Annotated in this window: 14 protein-coding genes and 1 pseudogene; 10 read left to right on the top strand and 5 right to left on the bottom strand. The window is 61.4% G+C overall.

Going from position 1 to position 16243, the window contains the following annotated elements; translation table 11 throughout:
* Positions 1-344: 344 nt before the first annotated feature.
* Entirely contained in the window at positions 345-2036 is a 1692-nt protein-coding gene (locus tag BLS41_RS05550; protein ID WP_074763387.1) for a sensor domain-containing diguanylate cyclase, read from the top strand.
* A gap of 158 nt (positions 2037-2194) precedes the next feature.
* Complete coding sequence (locus tag BLS41_RS05545; protein ID WP_074763386.1) at positions 2195-2461, top strand: double-stranded DNA-specific endonuclease; 267 nt, start codon at positions 2195-2197, stop codon at positions 2459-2461.
* A gap of 158 nt (positions 2462-2619) precedes the next feature.
* On the opposite strand, the gene BLS41_RS05540 is transcribed toward BLS41_RS05545, so the two are convergent.
* The gene (locus BLS41_RS05540; RefSeq protein ID WP_074763385.1) at positions 2620-3936 is read right to left on the bottom strand and encodes an ATP-binding protein; all 1317 of its coding nucleotides are present in this window, start codon (positions 3934-3936) and stop codon (positions 2620-2622) included.
* Positions 3920-4645, bottom strand: coding sequence for a response regulator (locus tag BLS41_RS05535; protein WP_007175815.1), 726 nt, complete (start codon positions 4643-4645; stop codon positions 3920-3922). The genes BLS41_RS05540 and BLS41_RS05535 overlap by 17 nt, the downstream gene beginning before the upstream one ends.
* Before the next feature lie 220 nt (positions 4646-4865).
* Here BLS41_RS05535 and BLS41_RS05530 point away from each other — a divergent pair, with 220 nt between their 5' ends.
* On the top strand, positions 4866-5405 hold the full coding sequence (locus BLS41_RS05530) for a Spy/CpxP family protein refolding chaperone (protein ID WP_074763384.1): 540 nt from the start codon (positions 4866-4868) through the stop codon (positions 5403-5405).
* Positions 5406-5569: 164 nt separating this feature from the next.
* Here the strand turns inward: BLS41_RS05530 and BLS41_RS05525 are convergent, their stop codons facing one another.
* Positions 5570-6280, bottom strand: coding sequence for a pirin family protein (locus BLS41_RS05525; protein WP_074763383.1), 711 nt, complete (start codon positions 6278-6280; stop codon positions 5570-5572).
* Between the two features lie 630 nt (positions 6281-6910).
* Here BLS41_RS05525 and BLS41_RS05520 point away from each other — a divergent pair.
* The 5 genes from BLS41_RS05520 to BLS41_RS05500 all read left to right on the top strand — a co-directional run bounded on the left by BLS41_RS05520 (position 6911) and on the right by BLS41_RS05500 (position 12015).
* A complete protein-coding gene (locus BLS41_RS05520; protein ID WP_074763382.1) occupies positions 6911-7687 on the top strand; it encodes an ABC transporter substrate-binding protein in 777 nt (258 codons plus the stop codon).
* 351 nt (positions 7688-8038) lie between these two features.
* Positions 8039-8728: an ABC transporter permease gene (locus BLS41_RS05515; RefSeq protein WP_074763381.1), complete on the top strand. Its 690-nt coding sequence runs from the start codon at positions 8039-8041 to the stop codon at positions 8726-8728.
* On the top strand, positions 8725-9438 hold the full coding sequence (locus tag BLS41_RS05510) for an ABC transporter permease (RefSeq protein ID WP_074763380.1): 714 nt from the start codon (positions 8725-8727) through the stop codon (positions 9436-9438). Before BLS41_RS05515 ends, BLS41_RS05510 begins: the two co-directional genes overlap by 4 nt.
* A gap of 45 nt (positions 9439-9483) precedes the next feature.
* Positions 9484-10263 carry an ABC transporter ATP-binding protein gene (locus BLS41_RS05505; RefSeq protein WP_074763379.1) on the top strand — a complete coding sequence of 260 codons (780 nt, stop codon included), beginning with the start codon at positions 9484-9486 and terminating at the stop codon, positions 10261-10263.
* Positions 10264-10866: 603 nt separating this feature from the next.
* A complete protein-coding gene (locus BLS41_RS05500; protein ID WP_074763378.1) occupies positions 10867-12015 on the top strand; it encodes a porin in 1149 nt (382 codons plus the stop codon).
* A gap of 266 nt (positions 12016-12281) precedes the next feature.
* Here BLS41_RS05500 and glnK read toward each other — a convergent pair whose 3' ends face one another.
* Together glnK and BLS41_RS05490 are read right to left on the bottom strand one after the other, a co-directional pair.
* On the bottom strand, positions 12282-12620 hold the full coding sequence (gene glnK, locus BLS41_RS05495; RefSeq protein WP_074763377.1) for a P-II family nitrogen regulator: 339 nt from the start codon (positions 12618-12620) through the stop codon (positions 12282-12284).
* A 146-nt stretch (positions 12621-12766) separates the two neighbouring features.
* Complete coding sequence (locus BLS41_RS05490) at positions 12767-14455, bottom strand: NAD+ synthase (RefSeq protein ID WP_074763376.1); 1689 nt, start codon at positions 14453-14455, stop codon at positions 12767-12769.
* Between the two features lie 154 nt (positions 14456-14609).
* Between BLS41_RS05490 and BLS41_RS05485 the strand changes: the two genes are divergently transcribed.
* Together BLS41_RS05485 and BLS41_RS40280 are read left to right on the top strand one after the other, a co-directional pair.
* Positions 14610-15779 (top strand): GNAT family N-acetyltransferase, encoded by a 1170-nt coding sequence (locus BLS41_RS05485; RefSeq protein ID WP_074763375.1) that lies wholly within the window; start codon positions 14610-14612, stop codon positions 15777-15779.
* 9 nt (positions 15780-15788) lie between these two features.
* A pseudogene (locus BLS41_RS40280) lies at positions 15789-16241 on the top strand (GIY-YIG nuclease family protein); the annotation flags it as partial.
* Positions 16242-16243: the final 2 nt, after the last annotated feature.

Here is a 16243-nt window from a genome sequence, read left to right as displayed (position 1 = left end):
CACTCTGCGATGCATGGAGCGTGGCGCGTCAGCCACATTGCCGGATCTCGCGGCTAGCGCGAAAGCCACGACCGGCTGACCGCGACACTCACCGGCCTTCAGCCGGACGGCCAGACTGCCGTTGATGTCTATATAGACGCGCCAACGATAGTTCGCATTCCCGCAATAACGGTGGCGTCTGGCCCCATGGCGGTTAAAATCACGAAACGATGCGCCTCTTCCAGCAGTTATCCGGGGCCACGGCGGCGGCGTATGGTCAGCCGCTTCCACAGAGTCGGCACAGCGCCAGCGCGCTGCCACGATTGAGCTTGTTGCATGTCACAGCCAGACGGATCAGAGGGTCGATGAACAGGACAACCTTGCGCCAGGTAACCGGTCCGATCAGCTTCGTGCTGATCGTGCTGGGTTGCTGGTTCGTGGCGGGCATGGTCGCGGACCGGATGGTACAGCAAGAGCTGGACGCCGCCTTGCGCACGCAGCGGCAAATGTCCACGTCGGTTGTCGACAACATGGGAGAGGTGATTGCCAGCGACCTCGCCATGTCTCGCGCCATCCCCGCAACCATGGCCGAAATGGACGTGGTCCAGCGGGCCCTGGTGCAATCCCAGAATTATGCCGTGAACAACGAGGCGGCGGAACCCGCTCTGCGCGCCGCGTTGTTAAAAGACCGGCAGATGACCACCGTCAGCAACTTTCTGCATGACGCGCAGGGCTTCTCCGGACTCGACCAGATCTGGCTCGTCAATGCCAACGGCGTCTGCGTGGCGTCGAGCGACTCGATCAACAATCCGCAGGCAGCCGAGCGCTCGTTCGTCGGCATCGACATGCGCACGCGCGCCTACCTGACGAATGCATTGCTCGGCGCGTTTTCCGAGGCGTACGGCGTGGGCCGCGCGAGCGGCGAGCCGGGTATCTTCATCGCCGCGCCGGTCTATGCGGAGGGTCTGCTGGTCGGCGTGGTGGTCGCGAAGGTGGGCATCGCCCGCTTGCGCCACTGGGTCGCGCACGAGGGCACCTTCGTCTCCGACGACAACGGCGTGATCATCATGGCGCACGACAGCGAACTCGAAGGCCACATGCTGCCTCACTCACATGTCACGCAGATGAGCGCCGCCGAACGCAAGCTGATCTATCGCCGCGACGTGTTCCCCGACATGGAGATTCGTGTCGACACGCAGGTTCGGGAAGAGGCACCGTGGGTGCCCGCGGCCGTCGCCGGGCAACTGTTCGGCATGACCGAGCAGCCCGCGCCGTCGCTGTATCAAACCCGCAGCGGCCTGAACTCGGGGCTCTCGGCGCACCTGGTCGATCCGCTCGCGGCCTGGCCTGAACTGCTGCGCAATCATAAGCGCGATCATTTGCTGGTTTTCCTGACGCTGGCCGGGACTGTCGCGCTGGCGTGGGTGATCACGGTGTCGTACGTGCGCGAGCGCCGCCACCATCGCGCGACCCGCGATCTTGCGGAACAATTGCAATCGGCCAACACGCTGCTTGCAGCGGAAGCGCGTCACGACGCGCTGACCGGCGCATTGTCACGGCGCTATTTTCTCGACCTGTTGCGCCGGGAGATCGAGCGCGCGCGGGCAAACCACGAGCCGTTGTGCATGGCGATTGCCGACCTCGACCACTTCAAGCAGATCAACGACCGCTTCGGCCATGCCGCCGGCGACCGCGCGCTCGAACATTTCGTCGACACCTGCCGGGCGGAGCTGCGCAGCGCCGACTCGATCGGGCGGCTGGGCGGCGAAGAGTTTGGCCTGCTGCTGCCGGCCACGGATCTCGCCGCCGGCCGCGACGTGGTCGAACGCTTGCGGCTGCGTCTGAAGGCGAATCCTTCGCCAAAGCTGCCGCCGTCGGTCGGCTTGAGCGTGAGCATCGGCATCACCGAACTGTCGCCCGACGATCTGCCCGAGCGGATCATGAGCCGCGCCGACACCGCCCTCTACGCGGCCAAGACGGGCGGCCGCGACCGCACCGAAGCGCTGCCGCCCGACGACACCGCCCCGCCCGCCCGCACGGCGGCGAGCGTATGGTGAGGCTACGTTCACCGCAAGATATCCTTGCGCGCGGGCGGAGTTCCGCTTGGTGCAGAAGCTGACACAAAGCAGGCATCCGCGCCGGGCTTCCCGTAATGAAGCAGGTATCATCGACCTTGATATCGAGGTTGCCGCTACCGCTCTAACGGGAGATTCGCATGAAGGGAAATTTGGTGATCGTCTGTCGCGATCAGGACGCCGACGCATTCGACCATCTGCTGGCTGAATATGGTGCGTTCCAGACGCGCCTGTCGTCGACGGCGTGGTATCTGAAACTGGCCGTCGCGCCGGAATTGATTCAGGAGGAGATACTGGCGCGCCTCGGCAAATACACCACGCACTATATTTTCGAGGCCGAAACAGTGACGTGGAATACGGTAGATAGCGACGCGGCAAACGCGTTGAATACGCTGTTTTCAGACTGACGCACTGGGCCCGGCCCGGTGAAAAACATCCGGACGTTGCGTCCGGATATCGAGTGAAAAGGTGCAGACGCGTAGCGCCTGCACCAGTCGGCATCTAACAGGTTTCAGGTACGGTTTTATTTGATACCTTGGCTGCCGCCGCCAATAGGCAACCTGACCTACCAGGCATTTTCCGACGCAGCCGTTACTCGCGGCACCACCTCGAACGGAAAGCTCATCAGGACTCGCAGACCACGTCCGTCGTGGTTACCGATCTCCCACTCCCCGCCCGCACGCCGCACCAGCCGCTCGACGATGGCAAGACCCAGCCCGCTATGTCCATTGCCGCCGCGCGCCGGGTCAAGCCGCACGAAAGGCCGGCTGGCGTTGATCAGATCCTGCGGAGCAATGCCCTTGCCGTTGTCGCTCACCGACAGCGTAAAACCTTGCGATGTGCGCGCCGTGGCGACCGTCACAGGCGGAGCGCCATACGCATGTGCGTTGTCGAGCAGGTTCGACAGAATCCGGTCGAGCGTGGCGGCGGGCAACAGAAACCCCGGTCCCGCATCGAGCCTGGTCAGCACGGTCGGCGCACCGGCCGCGACCGCGCGATAACTACGCACCACGCGTTCACACTGCGCATCCACTTCGACAGCCTCGCTGCGATCCGCGCCGTCGTGTGCGAACACCAGAAACTGTTCGACGATATGTGTCATCGAATCGACGTCACGCACCACGCCGTCGCGCATCTTCACTTCGTCCATCATTTCGGCACGCAGCCGCAAACGTGCGAGCGGCGTTTTCAGATCGTGCGCGACGCCCGCCAGCATCACGGCGCGGTCGTTTTCCGTGCGCGCCACTTCCTGGACCATCTGATTGAAGCCATGCGTCAGTTGACGCAGTTCGCGCGGACCACGTTCCGGCACCGGTGGCACCGGCAAACCACGGCCGAAACGCGCCACCGCCTGAGCCAGATTACGCAACGGCTGCTGTAACGCCCACGCGGCGAACAGCGCCGCCATGACCGCGAACGAGAAAATGATGACGAGCCACAACACCGTGCGGTCGAGCGAACGCGGCATGCGCAACGGCTGCATGGGCACGACGATCCAGCTGTGATCGGTCGCGGCGCGCACCCACAACTCAGGGGGCTTGCCCGGCTGACCAACCCGCACCTGCGTGCCGGCCGGCATGCGATCGCGCACGTCCTCGACGAAACGTTCGAGCGGCGGCGGCATCTCCAAGCCCTCCGGTGGCACCTCGGCACTCGCCGGATCGACCAGCTTCACTCGCGACGGCAACGGCAGATCCGGCGAACGGACCACGTGTTGACGCACCGCCTCGACGAGAAAAGTCGCTTCTTCGACCGCGTAGCGTGTCTGCTGCTGGGAACGCTCGAGGCGCATCAGCGAGAACCACGCGAAATGCGACAGCAGCAATACAGCGACGACTAATAGCGCCAGCCGCCCGAACAGCGAATCAATGGGCCGACGCATGCTGCTCGCCGTCAGGGACGAACACGTAACCGCGGCCGCGCACAGTTTGAATAAAGCGCGGCGTGGACGGATCGGTTTCGAGAATGCGGCGCAGTCGCCACACCTGCACGTCGATGCCGCGGTCGGTGCCGTCGTATTCGGGACCGTGCAGCAGTTCGAGCAGGCGTTCGCGCGTGAGCGTGCGCATGGGGTGATTGACGAAGATCTTCAGCAGCGCGAATTCGCTGCCCGACAGCGTGAGCGGCTTGTCTTCCAGATGCAGCGTGCGCGACTGGAAGTCGAGCGTGAAGCGGCCGAAGTTGAACGGCTCGCGCTGTTCCGGCGCCGCCGCCGACGGCAACGTGCGACGCCGCCGCAAGACTGCCTGCACGCGCGCCAGCAGCTCGCGCGGATTGAACGGCTTGCCGAGGTAGTCGTCGGCGCCGAGTTCCAGCCCGACGATCCGGTCGACGTCGTCCGCACGCGCGGTAAGCATGATGACGGGGATATCGTCGCCCGACGCGCGCAGTTTGCGCAGCGCCGTAAGGCCGTCGACACCCGGCATCATCAGATCCAGCACGATCAGATCCGGGCGCTCGCGTTCGAGCCTGCGCTCGAGCGAGCCCGCGTCATGCAGCACCGACACTTCGATGCCCTGACGGGCCAGATAGTCGCGCAGCAGATCGCGCAATTCGACGTCGTCGTCGACAACAAGTATTTGAGTAGCCATGGATTGAAGTTTAACGCGCAGCAGGAATGGTTTTTGTTAACCAGCACCCTTCAAGGGTTACCGGGTGTTACGGTGAAAGGCGCACGTAATTCTCCGTAATAGCGGTGGCACGCCGCGTAACACAGCGATGACCGGGCTTCTCTACGCTGTGTCTTACCGAATGCAGGCCGAAACACATTACCGGTTGCATCGTCGGCTATTCCATTACAAGGAGCCTTACATGTCCACCAAAAAGATGTCGCGCGTTCTCGCCGTTGCCGCCACCGCCCTCGCCATTGGCGCTGGCGCCGCCTATGCCGCCCAGCCTGCCGGTCAGGCGGGTCACGGCGGCCCCGGCGGCTGGCACGGCCACTTCATGAAGCAACTGACCCAGTTGCACGACCAGCTGAAGCTGAACGCCGATCAGGAAAAGCAGTGGCAAGCGGCGCTCGACACGATGAAGCAGGGTCACGAAGCCATGCGCGCCAATCACGAGCAGATCAAGGACCAGTTTAAGGCTGCGCAGCAACAGCCGATCCTGGATCTGAACGCCATGGCCGCCGCGCATCAGCAGGTCGAGCAGAAAGATGCGCAACTGCGCCAGCAAACCACCGACGCGTGGCTCAAGTTCTACAACGGCCTGAACGACCAGCAGAAGACTACCGTCAGCACGGCGTTGAAGCAGCGCTTTGCGAAGATGGAATCGCGTCACGAGCATATGCGCGAACGCTGGGAACATCGTGATCATAAGGGCGCAGCGTCGGCGCCGGCCGCGAACTAATAAGCGGTTTTCCTGCAACGCCGGGCGGGCTTCCGCAGCCGTCCGGCGAATGCAAAAACGCCACGGAATTTTCCGTGGCGTTTCTGTTTGTGCATCGATCCGGCAGGCCGGGGTTCGCGCCGCTTTAGCGTCATGGTTCATCGCTCACGCGATGAACGGCATGCTCAGCCGTTAAGCTCGCCGAGATCGAACAGCAGCACTTCCGCGTCCTCGCCCTTCTCCAGCGTGACGAGATCGGTTTCGCTGAGCTTGGCGGCGTCGCCGGCCTTGAGCGCCTGGCCGTTCACCGTCAGCGCGCCGCGCGCCACGTGCACATACGCGAGACGTCCCTTCGGCAACGTGAACGTGGCGCTTTCCGTACCGTCGATCAGCCCGGCATAAATCGACGCGTCCGCGTGAATCGTCACCGAGCCTTCGCGGCCGTCGGGCGAAGCGACGACCCGCAGGCGGCCTCGCTTGTCTGCGGCATCGAAACGCTTTTCCTCGTAGCCGGGCTGGTCGCCCGCGCGCTTCGGAATCACCCAGATCTGCAGCAGGTGCGTGGTGTCGTCCGGCAGCGCATTGAACTCGCTGTGCTGCACGCCCGTGCCCGCGCTCATGCGCTGCACGTCGCCGGGACGGATGGTCGAACCGTTGCCCATGCTGTCGCGGTGCGCCAGCGCGCCTTCGAGCACGTACGTGACGATCTCCATGTCACGATGGCCGTGCGTGCCGAAACCTTCGCCACCGGCGATACGGTCTTCATTAATCACCCGCAACGGCCCGAAATGAACGTGCTGCGGATCACGGTAATCGGCAAACGAGAAGCTGTGATACGAGTCGAGCCAGCCGTGGTTGGCGTGGCCGCGGTCTTCGGAACGGCGAATCTCGATCATGGTGGGGCTCCCAATCTGATAGTTAAATAGCGATGTCGAGAATGTAGGGGCAGCGGCCGCGCTAAACAATCGGGCGAGAACGCACCGGACCGTCCTATAAATCCGTGCAATCGGGCGGCGGCTAGTGGGCCGCTTCGCTTGTCCGGTCGAAAACGGTCTCAAACGCAGACAAGGTTGCCGACACCTCGCGGCCCCCGGCGTCACGGCTGCGGACAAAACGCCGCCCCGAGAGACGCCCCGATAGCCGCCGCAAAGCGCCCGGCGTCGCGCATACACAACGAGCGCGGCCACGAGTTTGCCATCGCCCGCGCACCAGACTGGCGCCCCGCCGCTCTTCGGGTAAAATACCGCGCTTTTCGATACGCGTGGGCGCTCACCGCGCGCCGACGGAGTCTAGCCAGGTCGGTCGCGACGAGATCGCAGCAACATCGCAGCGGCGGCGCAGCCTTATCGCACCGGGCTTTGCGACCCACCCCAGGCTTCCTTGATGCATCGGAAAGCCGTCGGCGGCACCCGGGCGCATCCCGCGCGGCACGACAATTTTGACCGCCTAGAATAGCGACGGTCGGCGAAACGCCGGCGGTCGTCGAGTTCGAGCCATCACGACGATCAGTTTGATCCAGGAGAAACATGAAGAAGTTCGCACTGTGCGTGGCGCTTGCGTTCGTGGCCACCAGCGCGATGGCGAAAGAGTGGAAAACCGTGCGCATCGGCGTGGACGCCAGCTACCCGCCGTTTGAATCGAAGGCGCCGAGCGGCGACGTGGTCGGCTTCGACGCCGATCTGACCCGCGCACTGTGTGCACGAATGAACGTGAAGTGCGTCTGGGTCGAATCGGATCTGGACGGCATCATCCCGGCGCTCAAGGGCAAGAAGTTCGACGCGATCGTGTCGTCGCTGACCATCACGGACAAGCGCCGTGAGCAGATCGACTTCTCCGACAAGCTGTTCGACGCCCCGGCCCGCATGATCGCCAAAGCAGGCTCGCCGTTGCTGCCTACCGCTGCATCGCTGAAGGGCAAAACCGTCGGCGTCGAGCAGGGTTCGACCCAGGAAGCCTACGCAAAAGCCTGGTGGGAACCGAAGGGCGTGACCGTGGTGCCCTACCAGAATCAGGATCAGGTGTACGCCGACCTCGCGTCCGGCCGTCTCGACGCTGCGTTGCAGGACGAAGTGCAGGCCGACGCCGGCTTCCTGAAAACGCCGCGCGGCAAAGGCTTCGCGTGGGCCGGCCCGGAAGTGAAGGACCCGAAGACGATCGGCGAAGGCACGGCCATCGGCTTGCGCAAGGGCGATACCGACCTGAAGGCGATGTTCAATCAGGCGTTGGCTCAGGTTCATCAGGACGGCACGTTCAAGAAGATCGAGAAGCAGTATTTCGACTTCGATATTTATCCTGGACGGTGAACCTGGAGATTGCGCCTTCGCCACCGGCAGCGTCCGCTCGCAAACCGGCCAGGCGCAACTCCGGCGACAGCAGCACGTGACAGGTAACACGCAGCATCCGCGACACTCGGGGCTCGCCCGCATGGGCTTTCCCGGGGCTTCGTAATACAGTCGTCAGCAGTAGATTCAAACCAGGTTCGGGACGAGAGTCCACCAAGCGCGCTGCAAGGCCGGCAACGTCCATGCAGTCATGATTTGCACAGCGGTGCGCTGTGCGCCGCGAAGCACGCGAGCCCCGGCTCGCCGCCCACGCGGCGCAGAGCTGGCCGCGTCTTTCGCGGTGTGTCGCGAACGCATCGTCAAGGACCCCCTATGTTCCTTCAAGGCTACGGCCCGCTGCTTCTCAACGGCACCTGGCAAACCGTCAAACTGGCGGTGTTGTCGCTGGTGTTCGCTTTCGTGCTGGGCCTGCTCGGCGCGGCGGCGAAACTGTCGAAGAATCGAATTTCGTCCGGCATCGGTACGGTGTACACCACGCTCGTGCGCGGCGTGCCCGATCTGGTGTTGATGCTGTTGCTGTTCTACAGCATCCAGATCTGGCTGAACAACCTGACCGACCTGCTCGGCTGGGACCAGATCGACATCGACCCGTTCGTGGCCGGCGTCGCGGTGCTCGGCTTCATTTACGGCGCGTACTTCACCGAGACGTTCCGCGGCGCGTTTCTCGCGGTGCCGCGCGGTCAGCTCGAAGCGGGCGCGGCGTACGGCATGACCAACTGGCAGGTGTTCTCCCGCGTGATGTTCCCGCAGATGATGCGTTTCGCGCTGCCCGGCATCGGCAATAACTGGCAGGTGATGGTCAAGGCCACGGCGCTGGTGTCGATCATCGGTCTCGCCGACGTGGTCAAGGCGTCGCAGGACGCCGGAAAGGGCACGCTGCGGTTCTTCTTCTTCACCCTGTTTGCCGGGGCGATCTATCTCGTCATCACCACAGTGTCGAACTTCGTGCTGATGTACCTCGAAAAGCGTTATTCGACCGGCGTGCGAAAGGCGGATCTATGATCGGGATCATCCAGGAATACTGGCGCAATTATCTCTTCACCGACGGCTACCGCTTCACCGGCCTCGCGATCACGATGTGGCTGCTGGTGGTGTCGATCGGACTGGGCTTCTGCCTGTCGGTGCCGCTCGCGGTGGCGCGCGTGTCGAAGAAGAAGTGGCTCTCCCGCCTCGTGTGGCTCTATACGTACATCTTTCGCGGCACGCCGCTCTACGTGCAGTTGCTGCTTTGCTATACCGGTTTGTACAGCCTCGAAATCATCCGCAATAACGAACTGACCAATGCGTTTTTCCGCGACGGCATGCATTGCACGCTGCTCGCGTTCACGCTGAACACCTGCGCATACACCACCGAGATTTTCGCCGGCGCGATCAAGGCCACGCCATATGGCGAGATCGAAGCGGCCCGTGCGTACGGCATGTCGTCGTTCACGCTGTACCGCCGTGTGATTCTGCCGTCGGCGCTGCGCCGCGCACTGCCCTACTACAGCAACGAAGTGATCCTGATGCTGCACGCCACCACCGTTGCGTTCACCGCGACCGTGCCGGACATCCTCAAGATTGCACGCGACGTGAACTCGGCTACGTATCAGTCGTTCAACGCATTCGGTCTCGCCGCGCTCCTTTATCTCTGTATTTCTTTTGCGCTCGTGTGGCTATTCCGCCGCGCCGAGCGTCGCTGGCTCGCTTACCTGCGGCCGCAAGGCAAGTAACCCTGGGCCATAAGCCCTCTGCAAGTAAGCTCGTCAAGGACCCTGATGAACACCAAGAAGCAGAAGCTCTTCGTCGACGAGCTTCACAAAAAATACGGCGATAACGAAGTGCTCAAAGGCGTGTCGCTCAAAGCGAATGCCGGCGATGTGATCAGCGTGATCGGCTCGTCCGGTTCGGGCAAGAGCACGATGCTTCGCTGCATCAACTTTCTCGAACAGCCGAACTCGGGCCGCATCTTCGTCGACGGTGAGGAAGTCCGCACGCAGATCGGCAAGAACGGCGCGCTGCGCGTGTCGGACCCGAAGCAGTTGCAACGCGTGCGCACCAGGCTGTCGATGGTGTTCCAGCATTTCAACCTGTGGTCGCACATGAACGTGCTCGAGAACATCGTCGAGGCGCCGATCAATGTGCTGGGTCTGAAGCGCAAGGAAGCCGAAGAACGCGCGCGCGAATATCTCGAGAAAGTGGGACTCGCGCCGCGTCTGGAAAAACAGTACCCGTCGCATCTGTCGGGCGGCCAGCAGCAGCGTGTGGCGATTGCGCGCGCGCTCGCGATGCAACCCGACGTGATGCTGTTCGACGAACCGACTTCCGCACTCGACCCCGAACTGGTCGGCGAAGTATTGAAGGTCATGCAGACGCTCGCCGAAGAAGGCCGCACGATGATCGTCGTCACGCACGAGATGGCTTTCGCGCGCAACGTATCGAATCACGTGATGTTTCTGCATCAAGGCCGCGTTGAAGAACAGGGCCATCCTGACGAAGTATTCGGCAACACGAAAAGCGAACGCCTTAAGCAATTCCTTTCCGGCAGCCTCAAATAAAATCGACTCGAATATGACTACAAGCCCGCTATTTGGGCTGTAGTCGAAGTAGTATTACAAGGCGCTTTCGAGCGCCTTTTTTGTTTCGTTTCCCTATGCATTCTGGGTATTTCGATGCCCAAAAATCGCTCCTCGCGAACCTTTTCTACCCTCTCCCCGCCTTACTCCGCCGTTTCGGAAGCGTCAATAGTGACAATCCTTAAGATTGCCATCCCAGAAGCATCAATCCCTTATTGGATAAGGATTTAAGCGCTTTCCGGGGATGTGGCAACGGGTCATTGCGCACATTCCTATTGCAATTTGGAGACACCCTCTCCGACAGGTACTAATTTCTTCTCCCATAGAAGTGTATTTTTGATAAATTAGTAACCAAAGTAGCAAAACAAAGTTGATTAAAAGTAGTTTTACTTCAAAGCACAGAGGAGAACCGGTCGGCGAGGGATCGGCATGACGACTAGATAGCCCCAAGGCTACACGTCACGGCAGGAGACCCAATCCACCCGCTAATCTCCCTGGTACGTACCGATTTCTGTTCGGCGTTGTTTGCGTCCGAGCACCATTCGCAGTACTGGGTTTACTTTTTGACAGGGTATGGAGGAGAAGATGAAGAAAGCTTTGCTCGCCGCGGCGCTGATGTCAGCTGGCGTTGTTGCACACGCCCAAAGCAGCGTGACGCTGTATGGCCGCCTTGATGCAGGCATCGAGTACATGTCGGGTGTTCCGAGCGGCGGCGGTACTGGTGCGGCAACTCAAAGCACCAACCGTTGGAAAGCAGAAAGCGGCGACTGGGGTACGAGCCTGTGGGGTATGAAGGGCGTTGAAGACATCGGTGGCGGCAACAAGGTTCTGTTCCAGTTGGAAGGCTCGTTCAACACGATGACGGGCGCAGGTCCTGGCGGCGGCGGTCTCTTCAATCGTTGGGCAACTGTTGGTCTGTCGAACGACGCATACGGTACGTTCACGATGGGCCGCATGCTCTTCATCTCGAACGGCGTGTGGGACTTTGACCCGTTCGGTCAATCCAACTGGTCGTCGGCATCGCTGGTTCGTGGCCGCAACTGGCCGCAATCGAGCAACAACTTCGCGTACCAGTCGCCGAAGATCGCAGGCTTTGACTTCTACGGTCAATACGCTCTGTCGAACGCAACGAGCTGGAACGGCAATGGCTCGACCGCTCAAGGTCGCGAAGCTGGCGCACAGATCACCTACACGAACTCGCTGTTCCAGGTTCGCGGTCTGTATGACGAAATCCGCAATCCGGCCAACGGCGGTCTGTATGGCCCGCAAGTCGGCGACATCAACGCGGCTAACGTAGGCGGCGGCGTGTTCTCGGCATCGCGTGAATACTCGGCTTTGGTCAACGTGTTCCTCGGCCAGTTCAAGGTTCAGGCTGCTTACCAGGCTGTCCGTTCGGCGGGTGCTACCGGTGTTCTGCCGGGCCAACCGACTACCCTCGACCACGAATGGGGCGGTGTGACGTGGCAAGCAACGCCGGCTGCAGCTCTTATCGCAGCGGTGTACCACGTGAACGCGAACAATGGCGGCGGCAATGCGACGATCTATACGGTCGGCGGTTCGTACAACCTGTCCAAGCGCACGCTGCTTGACATCCAGGTTGCTACGGCACAAAACAGCCGCAATGCAAACTTCGGCCTGAACGCGAACAATCCGGGCACGAACGCTGCAACGGACAACCCGCTGCCGGGTCACGCTCAAACCGGCGTGTACGCAGGTATCCAACACTCGTTCTAATCGAACGATGGGCCCCGAAGAAAGTTTCTTCGGGGCACCACAATCAAGACTTCTTCAAGAAGAATCTTTTTCACGCTGCTGCGAGAGGCGCGTATCGGTGCAATGTCCGCAAGGGTATTGCACCGTTTTTTATTTCAGCGCACGGTTTTATTCCACTATTCCGCCGACTTTGAATTCACCGCACCGGATCGGTGCGCGGGAGTTCGTATCGGCGAAAATAAACCGTGCGTCTGTTTTGCTTTAACGCTATTGCGAAGTCAGGCGCTTCAAACCGCTGCTTCGTTTTCTTCGCCCGTACGAATACGGATCACGCGCTCGACTTCCGCGACGAAAATCTTGCCGTCGCCGATCTTGCCCGTACGCGCTGCGCCGATGATCGCGTCGATCACCTGATCGCACTGGTTGTCTGCGACTACGACTTCAATCTTCACCTTCGGCAGAAAGTCGACTACGTACTCTGCACCACGATAGAGCTCGGTATGCCCTTTCTGGCGGCCAAAGCCTTTGACTTCGGTAACGGTCAGCCCGGTCAGGCCGACTTCAGCGAGCGCCTCGCGCACTTCGTCGAGTTTGAACGGTTTGATGACTGCAGTGATGCGCTTCATGGCGAACCTCGTCTCGTGATAGGAAGAGTGAAAGGAAAATGGATGATTTTTATTCTACGCCGCGCCGGATACATTGCGGCAATCCGGCGCGTGGTTCGGGTTTGCTTCGAGTTTGGCTTCACGCGCGGTACGCGTAATGCCGACGCTCATTCAACCGGTTCGGTATAGCGCGAAGTAATCGGATAACGCCAGTCGCGTCCGAACGCGCGATGCGTGACGCGAATGCCGATAGGCGCCTGACGACGCTTGTATTCGTTGATCTTGATGAGCCGCGTGACACGCTTCACGTCGTCGACCGCATAGCCCGCCGCGATGATTTCCGCGAGCGAGCGATCTTCTTCCATGTACATGCGCATGATCGCGTCGAGCACGTCGTATTCGGGCAAGCTGTCCTGATCGGTCTGGTTCTCACGCAACTCCGCCGACGGAGCGCGCGTCAGAATCCGCTCGGGGATCACGTCCTGCTTGCTGAACGTGGTGGCCTGATTGCGGTAATGGCACAGCTTGTAGACCAGTGTCTTCGCGATGTCCTTGATCACCGCGAAGCCGCCCGCCATGTCGCCGTAAAGCGTGCAATAGCCGACTGCCATCTCGCTCTTGTTGCCGGTGGTCAGAACGATCGAACCGAATTTGTTCGACAGCGCCATCAGCAACGTGCCGCGGATGCGGGCCTGGATGTTCTCTTCGGTAGCGTCTTCGGCACGGCCAGCGAACTCTTCGGCGAGCGAGCCACGGAACGCGTCGAACATCGGCGCAATCGCGATTTCGTCGTAGCGCACGCCGACGCGGCGAGCCATCTCGGCGGCGTCGGTGGTCGAGATGTCGGCGGTATAGCGCGACGGCATCATCACCGCCCGCACGCGATCCGCGCCGAGCGCGTCGCACGCGACCGCGAGCACGAGCGCAGAATCCACGCCGCCCGACAGGCCGATCAACGCACCCGGAAAACCGTTCTTGTTGATGTAGTCGCGCACGCCCATCACGAGCGCGGCGTACACCTGCGCTTCGAGCGACTGCTCCGGCGCGATTCCCGCACGCAGCGGTGTGCCGTTGTCGAATTCGACAATCGCGGTCGCTTCTTCGAACTGCGCCATCTTCGCGACCAGCTCGCCTTGTGCGTCGAGCACGAACGAACCGCCGTCGAACACCAATTCGTCCTGCGCGCCGACCATGTTCACATAGACCATCGGCAGGCCGGTCTCGCGAATCCGCGCGCGCAGAATGTCGAAGCGCACCGCTTCCTTGTTCAGGTGATAAGGCGAGCCGTTTGGAATCAGCACGACTTGCGCGCCGGCCGCCTTTGCCATTTGCGCGGCCGATGCATGCCACGCATCTTCGCAGATCACCACGCCGTACTTCACGCCGTCGAGTTCGAACACGAACGGCTGCGGGTCGGACGCGAAATAGCGCTTCTCGTCGAACACTTCGGTATTCGGCAAATCCTGCTTACGATAGGTGCCCTTCACTTCCCCGTCGACGATCAGCGACGCCGCATTGAACGTGTCGACCGGCGGCACGCCGCGCTCGATCGGCGCGTTTGCATTACCATGGCCGTGCGCTACGTCTCTGAGCGGATGGCCGACGATCACATGCAAGCCGGTGAACGGTTTGAGTTGCACGGCGAGGTCGGCCAACGCGGCGGCGCTCGCGGTGTAGAACGCGGGGCGCAGCAGCAGATCTTCGGGCGGATAGCCGGACAGCGCGAGTTCAGGTGCAACTAGCAGCTTCGCACCATCGTTGTGCGCTAAGCGCGCGGCAGCGACAATCTTCGCGACATTGCCGGCGAAATCGCCGACGGTGACATTGATTTGAGCAAGAGCGATTCGGGTCTTCATGGCAGGATCGACGGGCAAGCGACACAGGCTTGCGAGTACCGCAGCTGGTTAGTTCGAAGGAACGGACAAATCGGATAAACAAACGACGCAGCATTTGATGGCCCCTGAAAGGCCTGAAACGCACCGCGTCGCTCATTCGGAACAGTCACACAGATTGAACCAGGAACGCTTTGATTATCGCACGGGCATTCTCGCGTCGCCCTCCGAGGTGGACGCCGCCGAATGGAACGCCCTCCTCGCGCAACAGTCGCAACCCACGCCGTTTTTGCGGCACGAGTTCCTGAGCGCGCTGCACGCGACCCGATGCGCGGTCGCCGATACCGGCTGGGCGCCGCAATTCGTCACGCTCACCGATCCGCGCACGGACAAGCTCGTAGCGGCCGCGCCCGTGTATCTGAAGGGGCACTCGTATGGGGAGTATGTGTTCGATTGGGCCTGGGCCGATGCATATAAACGCAACGGTCTGCCCTACTACCCGAAGCTGCTGTGCGCAGTGCCGTTCACGCCGGTGCAAGGCAACCGGTTACTGTCCGCGGATACGCATGCATTGCGCCATCTCGCGGCCACGCTGATGGCGTTTGCCGAACAGGCCGACGTGTCGTCGCTGCATGTGCTGTTTCCGACTGAGACCGAAGCGAACGCGCTGACCGGTCTCGGCATGATGCAGCGTGAAGGCGTGCAGTTTCACTGGCTCAACGACGGCTATCGCAACTTCGACGATTTCCTCTCGACGCTCGAACAGAAGAAGCGCAAGAACATTCGCGCGGAGCGTCGCAAGGTGCAGGAAGCGGGCGTGACGATGCGCCGGATTCGCGGCGAAGATATTCAGGACGCGGACTGGCGCTTCTTCAGCAAGTGTTATCGGCAGACTTATCGCGAGCACTTTTCGAGTCCGTATCTGAACCTCGACTTCTTCCGGATGATCGGTGCGTCGATGCCGGAAAACCTGTTGCTCGTGATCGCGGAATACGAGGGCAAGCCGATTGCGAGTTCGCTCGTGGTGTATCAGCGCGATGGGAAAAACGGCGGCACGTTGTATGGCCGTTACTGGGGCGCGCTGGAACATGTACCGTGTCTGCACTTCGAAACGGCTTACTATCAGCCGCTCGAATTCTGCATCGAGGAAAAGCTTGGGGTGTTCGAAGGCGGCGCTCAAGGCGAGCACAAGATGGCGCGAGGTTTCCTGCCCACGGTGACGCGTTCCGCGCATTGGCTCGCGCATCCCGCTTTCGCCGATGCGGTGGGCCACTTCCTCGATAACGAAAAGAACAGCATCCACGCGTACGTGGACGAGCTGCGCGAACACAATCCGTTCAAAGGCTGAAGCGCATTTATGGCGTGGTTTCTTTATCTGCTCGAATGCTCGGACGGCAGCATCTATACGGGCATCGCCACCGACGTGCAGGCGCGTTTCGATAAACACGCGAGCGGCGAAGGCGCGCGTTATACGCGCTCGCGCAAGCCGGTGCGGGTGCTGGCGTCGTTTGAACTCGCGGACCGGTCGAAGGCGTCGACCGCGGAGTATTGGGTGAAGCGGCTGACGGCGGTCGATAAGCGCGCACTGGCGGCGGGGTTGAGGACGTTGGAGTCGGTGTTGCCTGCGCCTGAGGTTGTTGAAGTCGCGGAGGTTGACGAAGCGGCAGAGCCTGTTGATGCATTGGCGCCGCTCGAAGCGACAGCGCTTGTCAAGCACCCGCGCCCATCAAAACGCGGAAGCGAGTCAAAGCACAGGGAGTGTGTTGAAGCACCGGCAACTGAAAAACCGCGGAAGCGCCCCCGCGCATCATG

This window comes from Paraburkholderia fungorum (assembly GCF_900099835.1).
GTDB classification, from domain to species: domain Bacteria; phylum Pseudomonadota; class Gammaproteobacteria; order Burkholderiales; family Burkholderiaceae; genus Paraburkholderia; species Paraburkholderia fungorum_A.
Note: the sequence above shows the minus strand (reverse complement) of the source record. Positions and strands in the feature narration are given on the sequence as shown.